General features: G+C 45.4%; 13 protein-coding genes and 1 pseudogene. All 14 read right to left on the bottom strand.

Features of this window, described 5'->3' with window-relative positions; genetic code table 11:
- Positions 1-253 precede the first annotated feature (253 nt).
- Positions 254-2,029 (bottom strand): cell wall metabolism sensor histidine kinase WalK, encoded by a 1,776-nt coding sequence (locus M0R35_04115; GenBank protein MCK9594842.1) that lies wholly within the window; start codon positions 2,027-2,029, stop codon positions 254-256.
- A gap of 17 nt (positions 2,030-2,046) precedes the next feature.
- Positions 2,047-2,739 carry a response regulator transcription factor gene (locus M0R35_04110; protein ID MCK9594841.1) on the bottom strand — a complete coding sequence of 231 codons (693 nt, stop codon included), beginning with the start codon at positions 2,737-2,739 and terminating at the stop codon, positions 2,047-2,049.
- A 259-nt stretch (positions 2,740-2,998) separates the two neighbouring features.
- Positions 2,999-4,504, bottom strand: a complete 1,506-nt coding sequence (locus M0R35_04105) for an FAD-binding oxidoreductase (protein ID MCK9594840.1) — start codon at positions 4,502-4,504, stop codon at positions 2,999-3,001.
- Between the two features lie 26 nt (positions 4,505-4,530).
- Positions 4,531-4,944 (bottom strand): hypothetical protein, encoded by a 414-nt coding sequence (locus tag M0R35_04100; protein ID MCK9594839.1) that lies wholly within the window; start codon positions 4,942-4,944, stop codon positions 4,531-4,533.
- 108 nt (positions 4,945-5,052) lie between these two features.
- Positions 5,053-5,361: pseudogene (mscL, locus tag M0R35_04095) on the bottom strand (large-conductance mechanosensitive channel protein MscL).
- Positions 5,362-5,453: 92 nt separating this feature from the next.
- Positions 5,454-14,198 carry a cyclic beta 1-2 glucan synthetase gene (locus M0R35_04090; protein ID MCK9594838.1) on the bottom strand — a complete coding sequence of 2,915 codons (8,745 nt, stop codon included), beginning with the start codon at positions 14,196-14,198 and terminating at the stop codon, positions 5,454-5,456.
- 374 nt (positions 14,199-14,572) lie between these two features.
- Complete coding sequence (locus M0R35_04085) at positions 14,573-15,628, bottom strand: mechanosensitive ion channel family protein (GenBank protein MCK9594837.1); 1,056 nt, start codon at positions 15,626-15,628, stop codon at positions 14,573-14,575.
- A 45-nt stretch (positions 15,629-15,673) separates the two neighbouring features.
- Entirely contained in the window at positions 15,674-16,429 is a 756-nt protein-coding gene (locus M0R35_04080) for a dihydrodipicolinate reductase (protein ID MCK9594836.1), read from the bottom strand.
- Positions 16,430-17,014: 585 nt separating this feature from the next.
- Positions 17,015-17,737: a hypothetical protein gene (locus M0R35_04075; protein MCK9594835.1), complete on the bottom strand. Its 723-nt coding sequence runs from the start codon at positions 17,735-17,737 to the stop codon at positions 17,015-17,017.
- Positions 17,738-17,864: 127 nt separating this feature from the next.
- Positions 17,865-18,056, bottom strand: a complete 192-nt coding sequence (locus M0R35_04070; protein MCK9594834.1) for a lipopolysaccharide assembly protein LapA domain-containing protein — start codon at positions 18,054-18,056, stop codon at positions 17,865-17,867.
- A 21-nt stretch (positions 18,057-18,077) separates the two neighbouring features.
- On the bottom strand, positions 18,078-19,160 hold the full coding sequence (corA, locus tag M0R35_04065; protein MCK9594833.1) for a magnesium/cobalt transporter CorA: 1,083 nt from the start codon (positions 19,158-19,160) through the stop codon (positions 18,078-18,080).
- Positions 19,161-20,304: 1,144 nt separating this feature from the next.
- On the bottom strand, positions 20,305-20,976 hold the full coding sequence (locus tag M0R35_04060) for a hypothetical protein (GenBank protein MCK9594832.1): 672 nt from the start codon (positions 20,974-20,976) through the stop codon (positions 20,305-20,307).
- Complete coding sequence (locus tag M0R35_04055) at positions 20,977-23,178, bottom strand: DEAD/DEAH box helicase family protein (GenBank protein MCK9594831.1); 2,202 nt, start codon at positions 23,176-23,178, stop codon at positions 20,977-20,979.
- On the bottom strand, positions 23,175-24,568 hold a 1,394-nt coding region (locus M0R35_04050; GenBank protein MCK9594830.1), incomplete at its 5' end, for a site-specific DNA-methyltransferase. The genes M0R35_04050 and M0R35_04055, both read right to left, overlap by 4 nt.

Raw genomic sequence — 24,568 nt, 5'->3', positions numbered from 1 at the left:
ACAACTTCAACAGCCCGCTTTTGGGCTGGTTTTTTTAAAACGGCTTTCGTTAAGCCGCTTGGCCGTAAAAGATATCCATCATCTTCATTTCATCGTCGATCATCGACTTGAAATACGCGGCTATCCTTGCGACCGATCTTATGAATATTCTCATCTCTCCCTCCTTTCTTAAGACAAGTATAGAATGAAGGGGTTAAATCGAATTCAAAGAGATGTTAAAAACAGGTAAAGTTTTTTTGGGGGGTTTAAGGTATTACTTAAGGAGAGTGAACCAGAATTTAGAACCAAGGCCCTCGCTGCTTTCCAAGCCTGCCCTGCCGCCGTGGAGTTCGACTATGTGCTTTACTATGGAAAGGCCGAGGCCGGTCCCTCCGAGTGAACGCGAACGCGCCTTATCCACGCGGTAAAAACGCTCAAAGATACGGGGAATATCCTTTGCCGGTATGCCCATGCCGGAATCCTCTACGCAGATCTTGATCTCGCCTTCAAGTTCCTGGCTGAAAACACGAATAGAGCCGTTTTCTTTATTGAATTTTATGGCGTTATCGATAAGGTTAATAAAGACCTGTTTGATCCTGTCAATATCGGCTTTCACGGTAAGGCCAGGGGGCAATTCGTTCTTTATGGCTATGCCGCGTTTTTTAAGCTGCGCCATGAACCCTGCTATCACTTCTTCAAGCTGTTGATTCAAGTTAAGATCATTCTTATCCAGGATGATCTCCTTCGATTCCAGATAAGACAAGGAAAGCAGGTCATTAACCAGGCTGTTCAAGCGTTCAGCGTGATCATGAATTATTCTCAGGAAATCCCGGTTGTTTTCCTTATCCTCCAATGCCCCCTCAAGCAAAGTCTCCACAAATCCTTTGATCGAGGTAAGCGGCGTCTTTAACTCATGCGAAACATTAGCCACAAAGTCCCTGCGCATCGTCTCCAGCCGGCGGATCTCGGTAATATCGTGTATGACCACAAGGCACCCGGAAACCGTCTGGTTATAAAATATAGGCGCGGCGTTTATCTGGAATATCCTACGGACTGGGAATATAAGATCCAACTGCGCGGAAACCGAATTGCCATCCTTGAAAACCCGGGTTATCGCTTCTAAGATATCGTTATTGCGGACTGTTTCCAGGAATAGCTTACCCAGGGCGTCTTTCTCCGAGACATCGAATATCTTCTCTATAGTATGGTTTATTGAGACAATATACCCGGCCTTATCCACCACGATCACGCCCTCGATCATACTATTGAGTATAGCCGTGAGTTTCTGGTTCTGCGTTTCAATCTGCCGGATCTTATCCTCAATATCCTGGGCCATCTTGTTCAAGGTGACGGCCAGTTCGCCTATTTCATCCCGGGAATCCTGGATAATCCTCCGGCTGAAATCGCCCTCGGAAAACTTGCGCGATACCCGGATCATCTTATTGATCGGCTTCGTGATCCTGCCGGCCATTACCGAACCCAGAATAAAAGCCAGCACTAAAGCAAAAAATAAACCCAGTAATATTATTTTCCTGGTGGCGAATAATATGTTCCGGACGTTCTCCAAAGGAAGCGCCAGCCTAAGCACGCCCTGGATACCGGAATTATCCAATATAGGCAAGGCGACATAAAGCATTTCGATCTTAAGAGTCGCGGAATAATGCATATCAATACCGGTTGCTCCGGATAAAGCATCCCTTACCTCCGGGCGGTAAAGGTGGTTTTCCATTGATGGAAGCTCTTGCGGCGATTTCTGAGAATCCGCCAGGACTTTCCCCTGTTTATCGACGATAGTCAGCCGGCATTTTATCCGAGAGCTTATTCTTTTTACCAGGTCGGACAAATATACCGTATTCGGCGTTGTTAAGCTGCCGGGAGGGATTTGGTCCTGGATCAATTGGGCCTGGCTGACCAGGGAGGATTTGATCTCCTGCAGGGAGTTATCTTCCAGGCTCCTGCTCAAAAATATCGCTATGAATCCGAAAGATATTGCTATGGTGAGTATATAGGAAAAGATCAGATGGAGCTTAAAGCTTTTCTTAACCGGCATATTTTACCCTTGATATGTCATTCATCCAGCACGAATCTGTATCCGTAGTTTTTGACCGTAACTATGCGTTCGGCCTCAGCTTTTAATTTTTTGCGCAGTGTCCGGATGTGCACGTCCACCGTCCGGGTCTGGATCTCCACGGCGTGATCAAAACCCCAGATATTGTCTAAAAGGTAATCCCGCGATAAAACCCTGCCTTTGGCGCTGATCAGGGTCTTGAGCAGCTCGAATTCTTTGGCAGTCAGGTCTACCTGCTTATCCTTGACCAGAACCATGATTTTCGAAAAATCAATTGCCAATTCTCCTATTCTCATCAGTTCAGGCAATTTATCTTTCTCCTTCATCCTGCGCAGCACCGCCTTTATCCTGGCCAGCAGTTCCCTCGGACTGAAAGGTTTTGTCATATAATCGTCCGCGCCCAATTCCAGGCCGATAACCTTATCCGATTCCTGGGCTTTGGCCGTAAGCATTATTATAGGGATGGACGCGGTCTTTGTATCTTTTTTAAGTGTTTTACACACCTCCAGGCCGTCCATTCCGGGCAGCATCAAGTCCAAAAGTATAAGATCAGGATGGCCGCGCCCGGCCTCTTCCAAGGCATCCTCGCCGTCATGAACGCATAATGTTTTAAATCCTTCTTTCTTAAGATTATAGTCCAGCATCCTGGCGATGTCTTTTTCGTCTTCCACGATCAATATGTTCTCTCTCATATTACCACCATCCTTAGCGGCCTGTTACACCATTAGTGTTTATCGAAAGATCCTTACTTCTTGTCCTCTTCGCCCAAAGCCTTCCTTGCTTTTTTATCGGTCTTATCCATAAGCGCCGTATTTATCTTCTTCAGAAAATCATCCGTGGCAAACGGCTTGACGATGTAATCTTTGGCCATTCCTTCAGTCACGCACTTTACTGCATTCTCCGCTTTGGCAGATAAACTATTAACCCGGTTATCAATGAAAATTCAACGCTTCAGGAAGATAACAAAGAGTCCCGGACTTCCTTGGAGAAAATGTTGCCTTGGCCCAGGATACAATTCGGGTCACAGGCTTTTTTTATCTTTGCCATATCCATTACGCCTTCCCTGCCGTACATTATTTCCAGATATTTATTTTTAGTCTTGCCGACGCCATGCTCAGCCGTAATTGTTCCTCCGAGCGAAACGCATTTTTTGATGGTTTCAAGACAGATATCCCTTCCCCTATCCAATTCTTCGGCTGACGCAGCCAACAGGTTGGTATGCACATGACATTCGCCTATATGCCCGAAAATAACATACGCTATCTTGCTCTTCTTGAAGATATCACTATAGAAACCCATCATTTCCCGGAAGAACTCCGGAGGGACCGCTATATCGGTGCTGAGTTTCGGCAATCCCCTTTGCCTAACTATGTCGTTGACCGCTTCCGGCAGGCAATGCCTTAACTTCGAGAAATATTCCCCGTCCTTACTGCCCATAGCCACCCAGGTATCGTCCAGTGCGGCGTTGTGTTCTGTAATAAGGCTTGCCCAGGCCTGCCAAAGGCCATCCTCATCCCCGCTGCCAGCCTCTTGCTCAAAGAATACAGCCGCATTCATCCCGCCGGGGATATTATTCACCTTTCCCCTCAAAAGATCAAGTGCATTACTGTCAAAATATTCTATTGATAGCGCGTCTATATCCCCGGGCGAATAAGCTGTTTTACCCTTTGACAACTCCGCCGCCCGGGCCGAAAAATCCCACGCGTCTTTTTCCTGTCTGAAAAAAACAAACGCGCTCAATATACTGTCAGGCTTCTTTACCATAGCCAGCTCTATCTCGGTTATTATGGATAAGGTCCCTTCCTGCCCTATAAAAAGGTCAATAAGGTCCGAGCCATCCTTGATGAAATACCCGGCGGAATTCTTTATATCCGGGATTTTATATCCAGGCAACGGTATGATTATGCTGCGTCCGCCCGAAAGCTTAAGGATATTATTACTGCGCGTAATGAACCTCTCTCCGCGTTTTATCTCCAGCACCTCGCCGTCCGCCAACACCATCCTAAGGCGGTTCACATATTGCCTTATCGAGCCGTATTTGAACGACCTGGCTCCGGAAGCGTTTGTTGAGACCGTGCCTCCTACCGAAGCGGTCCTTTCTGTCGGGTGAGACGTATAAAAAAGCCCTTTTTGTTCACAGGCAAGCCGGAGATCGTCAACCAGCACGCCGGGCTGTAATCTTGCGGACATCTTCTCGACGGAGATCTCGTTGATTTTATCAAGTCTTTCCGTAGAAATCACGATCCCGCCGAATGGTATGCGGGCGCCGGCAGTTCCAGTGCCCCCTCCGGAAATAGTGACCGGCGTCTTTTTTGAATGGCATTCCGCGAGAAGTTCCGAAATTTGCTCTTCCCGATCGGGGAAAACCGCCTCAGATGCGTATCCGCCTTTAAGATTAGAGGCGTCCTGGAAATACGATCCTATTATATCACGGCCTTTTTTTATTATCATACCCATACGGAACAAATGCAAGTTTATTCTGTTTATCTAAGAAAATCGAAATATAAAGCGAAAATAAGCGCGGCTGCGGAAGAAACAAATATCAATAAATAATTTATCCTGTCTTTGTTGGAACTTACGGAACAAAGTATCTGGCTTATAAGCCTTCGGTCATATTCCTCTATCCGGTCGCCGCGCGCGATCCTTTCCATCAGGCTTCTTTGGGTTATAAGCCTATAGCGGGCCCGGTCAACCTTGAATTTGTACACAAAAAAGATAAAAAAACCCGTTACCCCGATATACCAGGACAACTGTCCGTAAACAGGGTCCAAGTGCATCAGGACAGTTACCGCTCTTAACGCTATCGTCGCTATCATTCCTATAATAAAGACTATCCAGGAAACGTAAGAATCCCTGCAGTTCTTATACTCTCTGCAATTCAGGCACTTTTTATCCATAGTTCCCTCTTAGATCGAATAAAAACGAACCAGAACCGCCGCCGACAATATACCCGGTTCATTGATCTTTTCTTACCCTTCAAATACTCCAAGCTACGCCCGGCTATTCTTTAAAGTATTGATTATTTTCACGACCACAAATATCGAGGCCGCCACAATAAGGAAATCAATTACATTGTTTATGAACTGGCCGTATTTTAAAGTAACCGCCGGCTGGTCGATAGTTGCTTCTTTTAGCGTTAGCGCCAAATTCTTAAAATCAACGCCGCCTATGAGCATACCGACAGGAGGCATAATGACGTCATTGACCAAAGAATTGACGATCTTGCCGAAAGCAGCCCCGATCACAATACCCACCGCCATATCCACGGCATCGCCTTTTATGGCGAATTCCTTGAACTCCTTTAATAACGGCATCCCCCCCTCCTTTTTCACCGCCCTTTCGATAAAAAAAGCTGCTCTTCTTGGAATTGCTTAAAACAATATCGTCATCACAGCCCGATTTAATATCATCCCACCTTCACATCCACTGTATGCCCTACACGGTCATCAATGAGCCGCACAGCCATTTCCTCCTGCGCGACCCCGTCAACAACAATAGAAGTCACCCGGTCCGAGGGACCTAAACACACAAAAGTAATATGATAAAAGGTCTCTTTGAAACGGTAGTGCAGCTTCCACGAAGTCCACGTGCCAGGCAAACACGGTTCAAAATAGAGCCGGTCAACTTTCAACCGGATACCCAACAAATATTTTACAATAAGCTGATACATCCAGGCCGCTGATCCAGTGTACCACGTCCAGCCTCCGCGGCCGGCAAACGGCACAGAGGCATAGACATCGCCGGCCATAACAAACGGCTCTACTTTATAGGTGGCGCAGCTATCGGGGGTATCGGAATGATGCACGGGGTTTATCATATGCAACAATTCCCACGCCTTCTTTTTATCCTTGAGCATCGTAAACGCGATTGCCGCCCACACTGCAGCGTGGGTATACTGGCCGCCGTTTTCCCTTACGCCGGGGACATAACCGCTTATGTATCCCGGGGCAGGCCGTTCTGCGCTAAAAGGAGGCGCGAGTAATTTGACCAATGCGTTGTCCTTATCAACAAGCTGATTAACTACCTGCGCCATAGACATTATGGCCCTTTCCGGCTTAGCTACGCCTGAAATGACCGCCCAAGACTGCGGGAGCGAATCGATCCTGCATTCGCTGTTCCGCGAAGACCCCAGCGCCTTCCCATTATCAAAATACGCCCGGAGATACCACTCCCCATCCCAGGCGTTTTTTTCAATATTCGCCGTCAGCGTCGTAACCGCATCTTCACAAAACTTCGCAAAAGCGGCGTCATCCTTCCGAGCCGCTAAAGCCGCCATCGATTTAAGGACATAACACAGGAAAAAGGCCAACCAGACGCTTTCGCCTTTTCCTTCACTGCCGACGAGATTCATTCCATCGTTCCAATCTCCGCTTCCGATGAGAGGCAGGCCGTGCGCGCCGCGCGCCATGCTTTTCTTCACGCTTAGCACGCAATGCTCGTACAACGTCCCGGAACGCTCGGAGATCCTGGGGATATCGTAGTACGATTCTTCCTGCGGCTTAACCGACGGCCCCTCCAGAAAACCGATCCTTTCATCAAGGACGCCCGTATCGCCGATCTCTTCAACATACAAGCATGTCACCAGCGCGAGCCACAAATAATCATCCGAACAATGGCTCCTTGCCCCGCGTCCGGACGGCGGATGCCACCAGTGCTGCACATCTCCCTCAATGAACTGGCGGGAGGCAAATGCCAACAGCTGCTCCCGTATCATTTCCGGCTTCGCATGGACCAAAGCCATCACATCCTGCAGCTGATCCCGGAAACCAAAAGCCCCGCCAGACTGGTAATAACCGCTTCGTCCCCACAGGCGGCAGCTCATAACCTGATACAGCAGCCATCCATTTACAAGAAAATTTATCGAAGGTTCGGGCGTTTCCACATACACGACCCCCAGAGTGCGCTTCCAGTATTCCCACACATTTTCAAGTTCCTGCCGCACCGCGTCCATTCTGCCAAAACGCCGGGCATAATCCCGCGCCTCATCAAGCGTTTTTCCGGAACCAAACGTAAATACGATTTCTTTTTCATTGCCGTCCTCAAGCTGGAATTTTACCTGGGTGGAAACGCAGGGGTCCATTCCCGCCCCCACCTTCCCGGACAGCTTATCCCTGCGCATAGCCGAAGGGGACGCCATCGTCCCGTTCCGCCCGATGAATTCAATCCGGTCCCCGGAAACAAACCGCGTCTGTTCGGTGACATCCAAAAACACGGCCCTGTCGGGGAATTCCTTGTTATACGGATTGCGGGCGACCAAGGCGCCGCTTTTGGGATCGATCTCGGTAACAATGTGCCTGTGATATTTATCTCTAAATGTTCCCATAACAAGCTCATAATATGCTGTCGCGGAAAGAGACCTGCGCCGGCCGGAAATATTCTTTATTTTTAATACGGCGAATTTAACGCTGTGCTCTAACGAAACAAACATCGTCAATTCAGATACGATCCCCTTTTCAGTATGCTCAAAAACGCTATAACCAAATCCATGCCGGGTCGTGTAACGGGTACTGCCCGTAGAGGGAAGCGGCGTCGGGGACCAGAATCGCCCGGTCTCTTCATCGCGGATATACAACGCCTCTGCCGGTATATCGGAAACGGGATCGTTCTTCCAGGGCGTCAGACGGAATTCATGCGCATTCTCACTCCACGTATAGGCGCTTCCGCTCTCGGAAATAACCGTTCCGAAATGTTTATTCGCGAGCACATTGACCCAAGGCGCCGGGGTCTTCTTCGACCGTGAGGTAGTAATTACATATTCGCGGCCATCGCGGGTAAAACCGCCCAGGCCATTAAAATATACCAGATCGGAACGGTCAAGAGGCCCTTCTTCTTCATCCTGAACATCTTTCCTCGTAGGCACAAAAGGCGGGAAATTCACTATCGGCTGCGTCATATCCGCGATCTGTTCCGCGAGCGTCCCCTCGCGGTCGGTAATGACTATACGCGCGACCGTTTGCATCAATATCCGGATCTCTTCCGACATTTGATCCGCACGCCGTAAAAAAATGTTACCATCCTTGTTCGTCCGCCCTTCAGCGCCCGCAGAAATCAATCCGCTGATCCTGTCGCCGAGCAAATCACGGTACACGGAGCTGTCTTCATTCCATATGACCAGATCGACCGTGATCCCTTTCATACGCCAATACGCATGGGCCTGCATCATCTGCACGACCAGATCGATATTATCCTGATTTTCGATACGCACCAGAACGATCGGAAGATCCCCCGAAATGCCATACCCCCACAGATCAGGCTGGCCTCGGGAATTCCGGCGCAAGATATTCTCTCCCGCGCGCCAGGCAGGGTTAGAATAGACTATCGCGCTTGCAAGACGGCCGTACAATTGAGCCGCGTCCTCCGTCGCATTGATCTGCTGTAACGCGACTTGCCCATGAGTCCAGGCGAGGTTAAACACGCGATCGGCCAAATTCCTGTCCCGGTATTTTTCCATTAGGATCTTAGCCGTTTCCCTGTCTTCGCATACCCCTGTAACATAATCAATAACGGCCGATTCATCCGGATCCAGCTCAATACGGCTTCGTATAGAAACAATAGGGTCCAGAATAGAGCCTGCGCTGTCCGATAAATTTCCGTTTTTCTGCATTACGATGGGGTCGGCGACCGTGTGCCCGCGGCCGATAAACAAGTTCCGGTCCGTTTCATATGAAGCGCCGACGGTCGCCCGGCCATGCACCGCCATAAGATGCAGCATTAAAGGGAACTTTTCTTTGTCGGATCGCGGACGGCGGTAACACAGAATTGCCTGATGAGACCTGACAATTTCGGTCTGGACGAACAAATTACTGAATAAACGGTGTGCCTGATCGCTTGCGGGGTCGTTCAACACGACTTCCGCGTAACTGGAAACCTCAATAATGCGCCTCGTTCGGGACCGGTTCGTGATCGTCACACGGCGTAATTCAATGTCGTCTTCAGGCGAAACAGCTATCTCCGTATGAGTATCAATATAATAATCCCGCCGTTTGAATTCAACGCCGGCCTGAGAGAACAGGGCTTCATATTTCTTGGGATTTGCGCGCGACGGTTGATACGCCGATGTCCAATAATTACCGGTATCCATATCGCGCAGATAAATAAAAACCCCCTCATTATCCAAGGCAGGGTCCTCATGCCATCGCGTTACCGCGATATTTTTCCAGCGGCTGTATCCGCCGCCGGCGTTATTGACCATCACATGATACCGGCCGTTGGATAACGGGTGTATTTCCGGGACCGGGGTTTGCGCGGTGGTGAAAAGCCGCAAAAGCGTTTCTCTTTCTCCTAATTTTTTGAACAATCCGGTCACTTCGAAATCGTAAAGGAACGGTTCGGCTTTCGGCGCCCGTTCCTGAAGAAGGAGTTCGGCAGATTTCAACATAGGATCCGCGAGAAAACGCCTTTGCATGGGCATATTTAACAACACGTAGGCAATTGACAACAAACCCATTGCTTGATGATGCGCCATATACGATTTCACGATCGCATGCGTTTCATCCGGGGCTAAACGCGAAGGCGTATAATCAACCGCTTCATAGAAGCCATACGTCCCTCCTGCGTTCAGCGCGAATAAACGCTCGAGATTCTCGCAGGCCTTCTCGGGCTCTACCATCAGCGCCAACATCGAAGCATACGGAGCAACCACCAGATCCTCCGCAAGTCCCCGCTTAAACCCCATATCCGGGACGCCGAATGAGTGGTACTGATAGACCATGTTCGAGTCGACCTTATTGTATCCGGATTCTGAGATCCCCCAGGGAATATTGTTTTTTGACGCGTACCGGATCTGACCCCGGACCACGCTCTTATACGTCATATCAAGCAAACTCCCCGTGTAGGTCGGCATGACAAGCAGTGGCATAAGGTATTCAAATATCGACCCGCCCCACGACACCAGCACAGGATCCCCCCCGGACTTTGAGATCATCCGGCCGAGTTTAAACCAATGATCCTGTGCCATCCGGCCTTGAGCGATACCGACAAAACTGCAGAGCCGGGACTCAGACGCCAAAAGGTCATAACAGCCCCGATCTACTTTATGCTCGCTGACATTGTAACCGATGGAAAGAAGATGCGTTGTCTTGTTGTATAAGAACTCATATTCGATCCCGGATATCTCGTTACAGCTCACAATGATAGCCTCTATTACGCTGATCCTTTCGCTGGATCGTGTGCCGGCAGACTTAACCGCATCCCGCAGCTTCTCGAACCATTCCCTGCTCATTTTGGATTCGTCATCCACAATTACCATTCCGCTAATAACATCGTCTATGAGAGGGATCAGTTTGAGCTCGAGTCTCGCCACATCCCCAAGAGTCGGGATCTCATCCAGGCATCGTAATGACTCCCTAAGAAGGACCAAACGTTCTTTCTGTTTTTCATCGCCGGCGTCCCACATGCCGGGCATTTCCGGCGGCAGCTGGATCCAGGGCGCGATAAAATACATATCCTCCAGAAAATCATAGCATTGTTTTTCAAAAGCCAGCGCCCATTGCTTCACTCTCTCGAAATTTTTTTGATCCGAGGCCGACAGAACCTTGGAAATATCAGTTAACAGCTGACGCAACAGCGTATGAAGCTCTAAAAGGCTGATCGAAGACGCCGATATCTTATGCTGAAAATACCCGACTCGCGTAAAGACCCCTTGGAGCATCACCGCGACGCCGCTTGCCTGTTTTTTATCAAGCTCTCCCACGCTCCGGGACAGGATATGCAGCGTATCTAAAAGTCCGTCGACTATTTTCTGGGAGACGATCTTCTGCCCGAACAGCTCCGAAAGCCCCGAACGCAGGACCAATACATGGCCGGCCAGATTACCGCTATCCACCGAAGACACATACAACGGTATAAGCGGCTTCAAAGTTTCAGTATCGTACCAATTGTAATAATGCCCCCGGAACTTATCCATGCGGTTAAGGCTATCGAATGTTTTTTCCGTCCTATTGAACATCTCCCCCATCGAAATATACCCGAAATCATACGCCGTCAAATTCGCCAATAACGACAGCCCGATATTTGTAGGCGATGTCCTATGGGCAACCGTGCTGACGGGTTCTTCCTGAAAATTGTCCGGAGGCAACCAATTATCCTTTTTAGTCACATACCTTTCAAAAAAAGCCCATGTCCTTCGCGCAAAGATCCTGAGAAAAACGATCTGAGAATCAGATAATTTGATCTTACGGGGAGATGCGGGGCGGCTGATCACGAATGCGATAAAAGGCGATGCTATCCATAAACTTAACAGGATCAACGCGAGCCCGTCAAAACAGCGCAATACCACACCGAAATAAATCAAGAATAAAACAGCGAACACGGATTCCGGTAACATTTTCCGGAAGCTGCCTGCAACATCTTCCCGCGCAGACGCCTTCGACTCACTAAAAGCCACCCATTCCAGCAAACGCCTGCGGGATACGAACATTCGCCACAGTGTCCTGACAATCGCGTCCATACAATAGGAGGCCTCGTGTAACATAAAGACCAACGAAAAAAACAACCGAACCGTGTTCTTTTTGAAAGACGCCATCACCGCTCTCAAATGGGATATGACATAAAGGTCGTCCGGCTTCCTCATTGTCTCTACAAGGGACATCAGCACGAGGGGAAAACCGACAAGCGCGATCACCAAAGCCGACCAGATCCAGGACAACTGGAACATCCCCCAGCCTGACAACAACAATAAGACCGTTGAGGGAGCGACAAGGCTCCGCCGCAAGTTATCTGCTATCTTGTATTGAGATAAAACGGAGATCGGGTTCCTTACTCGCTTCTTACCGCCCCCCCTGACAGAACCGAACAACCACGACACGATCTGCCAATCGCCGCGGATCCAACGATGCCTCCGTTTAGCATCCTTCAGATACCCCGAGGGATATTGCTCGTAGAATTGCACATCCGTCACAAGGCCCGATCGGGCATAACATCCTTCCAGCAGATCATGGCTTAAAATAAGGTTATCCGGAAAACGGCCTTCGATCGCCTTCTCGAACGCATCGACATGATACAGGCCCTTGCCGATAAAAGACCCTTCATAGAACAAATCCTGGTACAGATCCGACACCGCTTTCGTATACGGATCGATCCCCGAATCTCCGCCGAAAAATGTGGCGAAAAAAGAGGGGTTTTCACCGGGATAGCTTGACTCTACGCGCGGCTGCAGAATGCCATAGCCGGAAACCACCCGTTTTTTTGTTTCGTCATAAACCGGCCGGTTCAAAGGATGTTCTATAACCTCAACAAGGCCGCGCGCCGCGTTGCGCGGCATCCGGGTATCAGTATCAAGCGTAATGACATATTTTACATCCCGCAGGCTCGCCGGATCCCCGAGAATAAAACTGAACCTGTTTTCTCCTTTTCCGCGAAGGAGCGCATTCAGGTCAGAGAGCTTGCCCCGCTTGCGCTCATACCCCATCCATTTTTTTTCTCTGCCATTCCACCGCCGCGGCCTGTGAAAAAGATAGAAAATACGTTCTTTCTGCAGGCGATACTTGTAATTCAACTGCTCAATCCCCTCTGTGACCTGAGCCAGCAAGGCTTCGTCATCGGGCATCGTCTCCTGCGCAGCATCGCACAAATCAGTCACTAACGCAAAATCAATATGCGCGTCAACGTTCGCCAGATAGTGGACCTCTAATCCCTCAAGAAGAGAGGCAACCGTCCGCTCGTCACTCAGCATACAGGGAACGGCAACGAGTGTATGCGCGGATTCCGGTATCCCTTCGGAAAAATCCATTTTTGTAAGCGGCTGGGGAGACACGAACAGTGAAGAGACCCAGTTCACGAGTGAAACCGCGGTCTGACTTGTTGTCAAAAGGAACAAAAACCCGAAATACAGAAGCCAGGGCAGGCCCGCTATCCCCACATTTGACATCACATATAATGCACACGCTGTCGCAGTCAAGCTGACCAAACCGATAGATCCCACATACAAAAGGAATGAAAAAAATGTTTTCTGGGCTTGCACATACTGACCAAAAGGCAGTCGCAGCCCCAAGTGGCGGTAAAAAAGCTCCAGCCCTTTGTCAACAAGATAGTACCCCACATGCGCAGTGCTATGATCAGGCCCATGCGCCACTTTCGCGGATTTAGCGATCACGATCGCCTGGGCCGCAACTTCCTCTTCAACCATCTTGCTTCGCAAAGAAAGCTTTTCAATGACATGCCGATACCGGTCGCGGGAAGCAAACGCCATCCCGGCGTAATCGCCCGAAGGATCCTGGCGCAAAACTTTCTCCAGCACGCTCAAATCTTCTACAAAATCATGCCAATCGGTAACGTCCAGAAGGCGCAAGCTCCCGATCGTATTCGCGATCGAAACCTGATCAGCCGCTTGCCTTTGGCTGCTCGATCGTATGATCCGGTCAAGCGTTTCGCCCTGTTCAGCAAGTTTCTTTTCCAACCACGCAAAAGGAAGATTCAGCGCGGGGCTTTGCCCGTTAAAACGGCGGGTGAACTCTGTAACAAAAGCATCGGACAACGCCCCTCCCCCTTTGTCCATCGCCGCGATCTCGCGGATAACCCCATTCGCATCCTTATCTGAGACCGCCAAAATACGCGTTGCCCAATAATCTGCCCTGTTCCTTTCCTTTTGTGATATGATCAACCGGGAAGCCACTCGCCTCAAATTCTCAATAAGGGCCAATCGCAACATAATGGGTATTGCCCATAATTCGCCAAGCTTTAAATGGCTGACCTTCTGATATGAGGCGACAAATTCAGTAAGCACCCGGATATCCAAAAGGCCGTCGCCATGAGAAACAAGCGCCATAGCGATCTCGTAGACGCGCGGGCACCCCGCAAGCGGGCCGCTCAATAAATAAGGCAATTCACGGATGTATGTTTTGGGGAGGCATTTTTGGGCGAGTCGTATCTGTTCTTCAATGAGGTAATAATTATCCAGGATCCATTCGCCGGCCGGCGAAACCCGGCGTTTTCCATTCTCAGTCTCGTTGAGCAATTCGTTAATAGCGCAAAGGACCTTTTCATTCTCCTCCAATCGGAGCAAAAGACGGCCCCACCCTTTTTTATAACTTACCTGCTGTTTTCGCGCTAAACGCTTCGCGTATATTTTAAACTGCTCAATACTGAAAAGCTCGGCACGAAGGATATTTTCCTCCGCGATTTTTTTACTGCCGCAAAAAGCGGACAGCCGCATTTTTACGAAACGGATATAATCATCAATAAACGGCCAATGCAAATCGCACTCCTATTTTTATTCCTGCGCAGGATTTTTAGATCATTGAACTAATATGCCTGAGATATCGGAGGCCGGACAGGATCCATACTAAGCGGGCGGGAAACTCTCCATACTTGTTCAGGCCTTTACCGCGCATGCCTCGATAACAATATCAAGCTGCCCATTTTGTTCCATTATAGCACTAGTAAATAAGAATACAAACTAACAATCAGGGAGGATTTATGGCGCGTGGTTTTAATTAAAGGTTAGTTCCGCAAACCCACATTTGGCGGATTTGCCGGCAATACCCGCTGCTGTTCCCAAAATATCCCGATAAACCTTAAAACAAACATTTACCCCGCTTTTTGCACGTAAAGAGTCTGCGTAGGATAGGCAAACTCTATGCCGCGCTTCTCAAATTCTTCCTTGATCGCGAAATTAATATCCTGCTGGGTATCCATATATTTGTTGTAGTCCGGGCCAATGACGTAATAAACAATTTCAAAGATAAGGCTAAAATCGCCGTAACTAAAGAAATGGGCGCGGTCAAAAACCGTATCTTTGGTGTTTTTAACGATATTTTCAATGACTTTCGGGATTTCCTTCAATTGTTTAAGCGTAGTCTGATAGGTAACGCCCAGTTTAAATACGACGCGCCTTTTTTCCATAAGTTTATAGTTACGCACGCGCGAATCGGTAAGATCGGAATTGGAAAAAACAAGCATCTCTCCGCCTAAAGACCGTATGCGCGTAGTTTTGATCCCGACATGCTCAATATTTCCCATAAAATCGCCGATGATGATAAAATCCCCTACTTTAAAAGGCCGGTCAAAAATGATAGAGAAATAGCTAAAAAGGTCCTTGAGAATAGTCTGAGCGGCCAAGGCAACCGCTACACCTCCTATGCCCAAACCGGCAATAACTGCCGATATCTTAAAGCCTAAATTATCCAGAAAGAAAATTACAGCGCCTGTCCAAACTATTACTTTTACCACAACAAGGATCCCCTGGAGACTGCGCGCAAGACCGGCATCCTCTCCCCGCCGAGTCAAATATACGGTAAAACCATACGTAATAGACATGATCGTTACGCGGGCAGCAAAATAAACCAGGACCCCCAGCCCCGAATAATTCATTCCTTTTGCAAAATACGGATGAAAAGTAAGGGTTTTGACAGAAAGGTATAAAACCGCCAGATACAACAAAGGCGCTCCTATTCTATCGATAACCTCCATGAAAAAGTCATCTAAAGTGTTCGCTGTCCTCTTGGAGATCTCCTTGAGGTGCCTGATGATCGCAAGCGCGATGATCTTGATCGCGAGAAAACCGAACAAGAAAACACCGAAGGATATCAGATAATCTAAAACCCTGTTACCTAAAAAAACCTTATTAAGTATCTCCGTATACACTTAAGCCTCCTTTGCAAACTTTTCACTTTGTTACTTGCCTGTGATCTAAAGGCCCAAAATTTCCATGAGCCGGGCACGTTCGCGCCTGCTGTTTTTATGTATGGTTTTACTATGCCGAATGAAATCCGCGGCCATAACCTGTTCCATAGTATACATGCCTTTTTTCTGCCCAACAAGCCATCTAGCCGCGTATATCGCGCCCTTGGCAAAAGCTGCCCGGTTAATGGATTCATGGGTAAGCCGTATTGTCTGGTTCGGGAACCCGAAGATAACCTCGTGCTTTCCCACGATCCCGCCTACCCTGATGGAATTTACGTGGTGCTCTTTGGACAAGCTTAAAAGCCGGGCGATACGAAGCGCGGTGCCGGACACTTCCTTCTTCCCCCTGAAATGCTCCTCTACGATCTCGATATCTACATGAGGCGCTATTTGCTGAAGGATCTGGGAAGCAATGAGCAGAAAATTGATCCCTAAAGTAATATTCGGAGAATACAAAACTGCCGTCTTTGCGGCCATGCGCTTTAACTTAAGCATCTCATCCTTCTGATACCGCGAGATTGCCGAAACAATCTTTACCCCGCAATTAGCAGCCTGGATATATTCATTCACTGCCGTGGATGAAGAAAAATCGATGATCACATCCACAGGGTTCTCCTCGTAAAATGTGCTAAAATCCAGGCTACCCGCGCTATATATTTTTCCCTGCGGCGATTCTTTGCCGAAAAAATGGCTTGCCCAATCACCCTCGTCATTATGGGTCTTCCTTATTACCCACGATAGATACAAATCTTCATCATTCATAATCTCCTGCGCGACCACGCGGCCCGTTCTACCGAAGCCAAATAATCCGATTCGCATATCCACTATTGCCTCCTGATTCCGGGATCGTGCGCCACAAAACCCAGCCGATTTAAAATTAAAAACCGCCCTCTACCCGAACATAGACGGCGGCCCGACCATCTAATACCCCTCTGGAGCTGCTTACTTATCCCCAGACCACTTGATTACATCCTAAAATTCAGTATACCACAATTAAAGAAAAATTAAATAAGAAAACGGCCTCTGGGCAGACAGCTGCTTTCCTTATATAACGAGCATCATAAATATAAAAAAGCGGGACAGGCAAAAAGTAACAGCGAGGGCAAGACTTGGCTCGGACTTTCGGCTTTGCGGCCCTAAACCACGCCCGCTTGCGAGCCAAGGAAGTTCCTTTAGGGATGCGCGGGCTTCGTTGTGCCCCGCGGCACCGCTTCGGCCCTGCTGGGGCAAGGCCTTCGCTGGGCGCCTGCCTGCCGGCAGGCACACTCGCCAGGCCGCTCGCTTCTTGCCAGTTTTAGAGCGTGTCCGGCTCGGCCGGCTGGCGGCTGGGCGGAGGGCAAATCATCATTATTTAGAGATTACGCATAATTTGTTTCTAATATTCTCTAATTTACCAAAACATATAATGGTGTCACCTAGCATAATTCTTGTTTCCGATGCAGGGTTAGGAATTATCTCATCCTTTCTTTCTACTGCTAAGACTGTTATATCATTGTTTCTCAAATCGGATTCAAATAAGGTTTTTCCGATTATGAAACTATCTTTACAGACCTCGATGCTCGACACGCCATAACCGCCGGTGGCAACCAGTAATTCCTCAAAAGTTACCCGTTTAATAATTTCCTTCTTTACAATCCTTGCCCGTAATGCATCCGTCAGTTTTTTAGTAATGCTTGTGTGGCTAAAAAACCTGTAAATTACATATATAGAGACTACGATGATCAACAAATTTATCCACGGCAATAAACTTGACGGAAAAACTAAATGCACAAATGGGATAGTAAACTTTGGCATAATAGTGGACGGTCTTAAAGAATTAGCAAATGTTGCAATTACTGTAATAAGGCCTGCGTTTCCTAAGACCATAAGGATTGAGGCAATACGCCGCCTTTGAGGATTACCCGTAATTAACTCCGCCTCTTTTGTAGTAAAACCCATGCCGGAAAAACAAGACAAGGCCTGGAATTTTGCCAAAGACCACTCAAGGCCTGTCAGCTCAAATGCAATAGCGCCGATTCTTACCACAATAAACGATATAATAATCGCCATAATAAAAAGCAATAAGTTCATAAGCCCCCCCCCTTTTTTTATACATTCAGAATTATAACTTCATTTTGGATCCGCTTTAACTTTGAAGAAAAAGCATGCTTATCACTAATATTATCAGCGTTAACATAGGGCAGTATTTATTTTAATCCTAACCTCTCTTAATCAGGGAGATTATCAATCCAATGATTATACCTATGAAAAGCGCCGAGAATATCACGATAGCCCGGCTGGTCTGGAATGACCAGAATAAAAATTGAATCTTAACAATTTCATAATTCTGCACAGAAAAAATCGCCAAAAGCAGCAATAATATCAAAACAAGTATCCATTTCCAATTCATTTATACACCTCGCATTTTATCCTAAAACCACCGTTTCTTTTTAAAATAGATCACCATCGCCGATGCCACAGAAAACATCACGCCCCATGCAAACATATAGCCGAACTTCCAGTTTAGCTCAGGCATGTTAAAAAAAGAAACATCGGGATTGAAATTCATGCCGTATATTCCGGCAATGAATGTTAAGGGAATGAATATTGTCGCGATAATTGTAAGGACCTTCATTACCTCGTTCATCTTATTGCTTATGCTGGACATATAAATATCAAGCATTCCTGAAACCATATCTCGCAAAGATTCTATAGTGTCGATAACCTGGATAGTATGGTCGTACAGGTCCCGCAAATATGCTGCTGTAGAATCCTGAAACAAATCCGACTCTGTTCGTTGTAGCCCGCTGATTATCTCTCTCAATGGCCATACGGATTTACGCAAGAATATAATATCTCTTTTTAAATCCTGGATTGTTTGTAATTTTCTGGTGCTCGGGTTAGCCACTAATTCATCTTCCATATTTGCTATTTTCTCACCAAGCTTCTCCAGTATTATAAAATAATTATCGACAACAGCATCCACTAAAACATAGGCCAGATAATCCGCCCCGCTTTTTCTTATACGCCCTTTATTATCTCTAATCCTTCCGCGAATAGGGTTGAATACGTCTCCCTCTTGCTCCTGAAACGAAATGACGAAATTTGTCCCAAAAACAAAGCTTACCTGTTCGGCTTTTGTCTCATTGTCTTTTTCGTCAAAATATAACATATTCAAAACAACGAAGATATATTTGCCTGACTCCTCAAATTTCGGGCGTTGCGAAGTATTTGCTATATCTTCGAGAATAAGATGATGGATGCCGAAATAATTACCGATTTTGCTTATAATGTCTGTGTCATGCAGACCATCGATATTTATCCATGTTATTGTAGGGGATTCTTTAAATGGAAAACATTCCTCCACATTTTTTACTTCTTTCTCCTGGAAACTTTTTTCATCATAATCAATAATAGATATGCGGGGCTCCTCAATCTTCTTTTCACCTACATAGATAATGCTGCCGGGGGCTTGACCAATTGTCTTTGATGCCTTCTTAATAAACTTTGACATACCATCACCTCCTATAACAAATTATCTATATTTTCACCCTTTCCTGTCCGGGATCCATTATCGGAAAAGCAAAAAACCTTCGCCAGCCGCCTGCCAATGAAGGTTTTATCACACGAGATAGGAATTTCATCATGATCAGACTGCCATATTACAAGCATCTATACATAATAAATTATTATACCACCGATTTATCGATACAATAAGCATAAACCACACCGTAAATAAACGGTTAAGATCCGGTTAAAAGTAATATTTATGGATATTCCCCATAAAAACGGGTACTAATATTTGAAAGAGGAACGATCTCTTTATAAACAGGCATTGGGAAATTTGAAAAGGTGACCTTCGTGCGGACGGGCAGTAATATTGCCGGTATTTTCATTACTCCTACGGACAGCGACAGAATACACCCCGCGCTAAACTGAACTGCGCGCGTGTGCCAACTTCTTCGGCAAAAAGGCCTATAACCGCTACTGCGGTCATAGGCCTTAAACTCTCCAATACTGCGAGAAACAGAAAAATGGGGTCCAGATACTCTAGAAATCGAATTAAATTCTGATCGCGCGAAGCGCTCGAATTTTTTCTCCCCCGGGGTAAACCCCTACTGAAACAACTCTATCCCCCGCGCCCCCTGACAAACAAAATCTTTCCCGGAAAGCCTCTCTCCCACTATGCCTACGCTATGCCCCGCCTTTTGTCGTTTTTGTCTCTAAGGGCGGGGTAAAGCATAGTCTCTAAGGAAACAGCTTTTAATGCACCGCGCCCTGGGGGGCGCTCCCACATTGAGCGTGCAATGGCGCTCGCTGGGCCGCTCGCTTCGAGCTAATGCAATGCGGGTTCGGCGTGGCTCGCCGCTCTACAACAATAAAAAATCCAGGGTCGCGGCGAGCGTCCTCGCTTTAGCTCTCTTTACACCTTAAAAACAAAATTTTTTAGGAAAGAGCTCGGCCGCGTGCCGCTTACAACGATAAAAAATACAGGTTAGCGGCCTGCCCCGCCTCTTGCGGGCAGTGCTTCAAAGCAAAAGCATGGGGCGGGCGTGGTGCGGGCACGCCCGCCCCACAACTACGTTTGGCTCCGGCAAAATTTGGTGCGGGCAAATTTTGCCGTTCAAAGAACAAAAAGTTCAAATGGCGGAAATAGGTTATGCAATATACCTTGTTATAAAATCTCTTACACCAGACAACATATTCTCTACTTGAGTTTTGCTATACTCTGAATACTTTCCATGAGCTGCTTTATTCCTTAAGTCTAGCCACGCGATAATACTCTTATGCTCCAAGTTTCCATAAATATTAGCTTTTTTAAGCTCATCGTTCATCAAAGATGATTCTTTGAATAGTATCTTACCATTTTTATTAATCTCGATTGTTATACCATTTTTTAAACATAATTTTCTTAAGTTTTCTTCTAAAACTCCACCTACCAATACTGCCGCGGGATCTTTATAACTCTCTTCTAACAGATACCGAGCCATTTCTAAGAAATCTGCAAAAATTCCAGCATTAATTAGTTCACTCATTCGCCATAAATAACCGGCATCAATATCTGCTCTTAGAGCATGTAAAATACCAACTAGTCGTTGAATATGAACAGCGTGAGGATGACCTGCTGAGTCTATCCATTTTGAATTCATTACATAAGCAGATCCTTTCTCTGCAATAGACTCTATTATGGCCAAAGCCTGAGTATCAAGTCTTTCAGTCAAAGCATCATCGTGCAAATCAGAAAGATCATCATACTGAGATTTCTTTCTAACCTCAGTGTAATTAGCAATAAAATCGTCAATCCGCTTTAGTAATATTTTCTTATCCATTTATAACGTTAGAATTTTCCAATAAGGGGCTTGGCTTTCTGAAATAGCGCCACCATAGCTCTCAGAATCATTATACCTACAGCTTCCATCTTTAAATGTCACGATCCCGCCCCAAAGCTTCTTTTCTTTCTTTTTATTTTGTTCTTTGATATATCGCGCTAAAGCTTCTGCTCTTTCTTTTGCCAATTCTGCAGTAAATCCGCTTTTGGTATCAAATAAACCTATCCGCCCATCCTTCATCATTACGATAAAATCGATATAAAAAGCTCTCTCAAAACCATCTTTATCTTTATAAGGAACAGCAAAATACTTGATTTCCCCTTGGCCATTCCTAAACCACCATTTAACCTTATCAGAATTCTCAATTAATTCTATGAAACTTTGTTCTGGTTCGCTTAATTGAGAAACATAGAATGGTTTCACAATTGACTTATCTTTCTCTATCTTCTTATACTTGCTATTGTAACTAATCAAAGGCGGTACTTCCCACTTTTCTACTTGTTGCACTTCCCGTGTTTCGCTCAGTCCCTCAATTACATTCGTCCTAAATCTTTCTTTCGCCAAGTTTATAACATTAATAAAAGTCTGATAGTTCTCTTTTCCTAAAACAATCATTTGAGCTTTTGGATCATATTTATCAATTTTAAATTTTTGCTTAATGTATAAGTAAATTGCCGTCTTCATTCTATCACTTGAATCAACCGGGGCATAAGGAGAGCAGGCCTGCGCTATAAACCTATCAAATCTATCTGATAACTCCTTCTCATTTAATTCAATATCTATCGTACCCTTGAACTCTATTTCACCAGCTTTATCAACGTCGATAATCCTTCCGTCGCTCATAATTGGATTGATAACTCGTGACGGCTTCACGTCAATTTTATCGTCAAGTTTATATTCTTCGGCGGCTTCAAAGAATATGTTAACAAACTTCCCGGAAATTCTCGTTCTCTCTCTTTGTCGCTTTAGGTAAATTGAAGGAATAGACAAGTCGCTATATAACTTATCATCTCTCTTGCCTTCATATATCGTGACATAATCCTTTACATAATCTTCTGTAATCTCTATATTCGACAGATTAGTAAAGACAAACCCTTTATTTAATTCTGGCTCATTATAATATTTCAATTCAGGCATCCGCATTATCCTGCCTATTGTCTGAATGGTAAAAATGAAACTCTTTGATTCCCTGAAAATTACCAGTATAGAAGCTCTTGGACAATCCCAACCTAATGCTATTGCTTGTTTAAATATCAATACTTCAACTTTGTTATCATATTTTTCTATATTAGCGAGAGCATCTGAATGTTGTTCAGAAAGCCAGATGGCTAATCTTTCATTTTTTTCTGTAATATCGAATTTTTCTTCTAGAATATTAATAACGCTTCTTTTCTTATCATCCATTCCTTCTCTGGCATCAGGAAGCTGAATAAGAACGAGAGGATTAATATCTGTATTTTCTTCTTTTAATTTTGACTGCAACCATTTTCGTTTTAATAAAGCACATTCTATAACTAATTCATCTGCGCTCTTATCTCCAATTTTTTTCTTACTGAATTCTGGATTAACGGAAATCTCCGATTTAATCATCTCTTCATCCTTAACTTCTGACAAAGATACTCTCTCAATCTCAAAAACATTCTCTGTTAGATGAGGGGTTGCAGAAACTTCCAAGGTAACCTTTGGAGAAATGACCTCTATCAATTCTCTGGACTTCTCTGAACTTGCAGTATGATGACTCTCGTCTATAATCATGATTATTTCTCTGCCTTCTTCTTTGGTATTTCGAATTATGCTGTTGAGATTATTATCCTGTTCATTTTCTCTCACGAAAATATTAATGTCCTTTTTGTTTATACTGTGCCAATTTATGAAAAGAATCTCATTTTCGTTTATTTTTCTGTCTTCCAAATCCTCGAAATAAGAACATTGAATCAATCTATCATCCTCGTAATACTTCTCCAGCTTTTCTTTGCTTTGTTCATGCAACATTCTTACTGAAACCCAAACAAAAGAAAATGTCTGATCATTCTTTCTATCTCTTACGAGCTTTTTAAGCATTTCCGAAACCATAAGAGTTTTACCAGAACCAGTAGGCGCTTGAAATATAACAACTTTATTCTCAGGAGTCCTTAATGCTTTTACTACTTTGGCATGAAGACTTTTTATCGCCTCTTTTTGATAATCTCTTAGCTCTATCATTTAAATATCCTCTTATATACGTTCAGTATGACTGCCGGAATTGGCTTTAATTCTACAAACTTAATCACATCTTCAAATTCTTCCTCTCTTGCACTCTCATCAAGGGAGAAGATATAAACAACAAAATCCTTTTTTAATTTTATGACTTCTTTCTTAAATGGATCAATTCCATCGTCATCATAAACTATGCCAAGATACTTATCTTTATTATCCTTGAAAATTCTGTAATCTCTCGTTTTTTTAACCTCGTAAAAGCAATCTTCCTTCAGGCAAAGCATCTCTGTTGATTTATCAACAAGCTTTTTCTTATTCAAATCAGTTGGCTTTGCATCGACGAAGTCAGTCTTGAAATATTTAAGATTGGCAGGAATGTCTGTTATGTCGGGATAATCTTTGTGGCCTTTAATTACATTTTTTATTCTGGGATAGCAAATTTCTTCGGCTATGCCGCCCTCATTATTTGTGCAAAGAATAAACTTCCTGTTTCCCTCATCCATTTTATTTAACATCATTACCGCGTGTCCCGTTGTTCCAGAACCAGCGAAATAATCTAGGACAACTGCATTTTTTTGTTCAGTAATTAAGGGAGCTAGGCAGTCATATACGTTGTAAACTGACTTGGGGAAATCAAAATGGTTACTTGGGACAAGAGCATGAACCAACTTCGTACCATATTCGGCAGCATCATATTTGTGATCTTGCCAGACAGTTCTCACGGTGCCGTAGTCTTTACCAATTTCAATTTCGATCCTATCTTTGTTCTCTTTTACTCTCAATATCTTGAGTACAGACTCTACGCTTTGCCGAGCATATCTCCACTTTCTCTCTACTCCTTTTACATCAATAGGCCAAACATAGAAGCTGCCTTTTTTCTCTTCGGTTTGCTTTTTAGGATGGAAATCTTTAGGGGGAACATCTCCAAAACCTATTATCTTATTATTCTTTACAATTATAGGATAAAAGCAATTTCGCGCATCTGTTCTTAATGATTCCCCTCCCCAGTTCCTCAAATTACTTATATATATTTCGTCTTCGCTCAGCTTTCTATTTCCTACAACCTTTTGCCCATTGGGTATAACAAAATAAGCGAATTCGTTAGTATAAGAAAAATTTTTCCCTTGTACTCCCCTAGGATTATGGACTATTGTAACTAAATGCACTTCATGCCCTGGGAAAATATCCTCCAAAAGACATCCCAAATGCCACAACTCATTCTCATCAATGGCGCAAATGAGGACTCCGCTTCTCTTTAACAAAGCCTTAGCCAGTTTCAATCTTTTTTCCATCAAACTAAGCCATTTACTGTGCCTAAAAGCGTCTTCTTTCTCAACATAATCATTGTTATATTTCCAATTCGTTGCGCCGGTATTGAATGGGGGATCAATGTAGA

It is taken from the genome of Candidatus Omnitrophota bacterium, from assembly GCA_023227985.1.
Taxonomy (GTDB): Bacteria; Omnitrophota; Gorgyraeia; order Gygaellales; family Profunditerraquicolaceae; genus JALOCB01.
This window is presented reverse-complemented; position numbering and strand designations above follow the sequence as displayed.

What these genes read in the sequence shown, in the direction of transcription:
- M0R35_04110 (MCK9594841.1), bottom strand. Translation starts at nt 2,739, where the DNA reads ATGAGAGAGAACATATTGATCGTGGAAGACGAAAAAGACATCGCCAGG.
- M0R35_04060 (MCK9594832.1), bottom strand. Translation starts at nt 20,976, where the DNA reads ATGGATAAGAAAATATTACTAAAGCGGATTGACGATTTTATTGCTAAT.
- M0R35_04115 (MCK9594842.1), bottom strand. Translation starts at nt 2,029, where the DNA reads ATGCCGGTTAAGAAAAGCTTTAAGCTCCATCTGATCTTTTCCTATATA.
- M0R35_04080 (MCK9594836.1), bottom strand. Translation starts at nt 16,429, where the DNA reads ATGAATGATGAAGATTTGTATCTATCGTGGGTAATAAGGAAGACCCAT.
- M0R35_04055 (MCK9594831.1), bottom strand. Translation starts at nt 23,178, where the DNA reads ATGATAGAGCTAAGAGATTATCAAAAAGAGGCGATAAAAAGTCTTCAT.
- M0R35_04090 (MCK9594838.1), bottom strand. Translation starts at nt 14,198, where the DNA reads ATGCGGCTGTCCGCTTTTTGCGGCAGTAAAAAAATCGCGGAGGAAAAT.
- M0R35_04105 (MCK9594840.1), bottom strand. Translation starts at nt 4,504, where the DNA reads ATGGGTATGATAATAAAAAAAGGCCGTGATATAATAGGATCGTATTTC.
- M0R35_04075 (MCK9594835.1), bottom strand. Translation starts at nt 17,737, where the DNA reads ATGAACTTATTGCTTTTTATTATGGCGATTATTATATCGTTTATTGTG.
- M0R35_04100 (MCK9594839.1), bottom strand. Translation starts at nt 4,944, where the DNA reads ATGGATAAAAAGTGCCTGAATTGCAGAGAGTATAAGAACTGCAGGGAT.
- M0R35_04070 (MCK9594834.1), bottom strand. Translation starts at nt 18,056, where the DNA reads ATGAATTGGAAATGGATACTTGTTTTGATATTATTGCTGCTTTTGGCG.
- corA (MCK9594833.1), bottom strand. Translation starts at nt 19,160, where the DNA reads ATGTCAAAGTTTATTAAGAAGGCATCAAAGACAATTGGTCAAGCCCCC.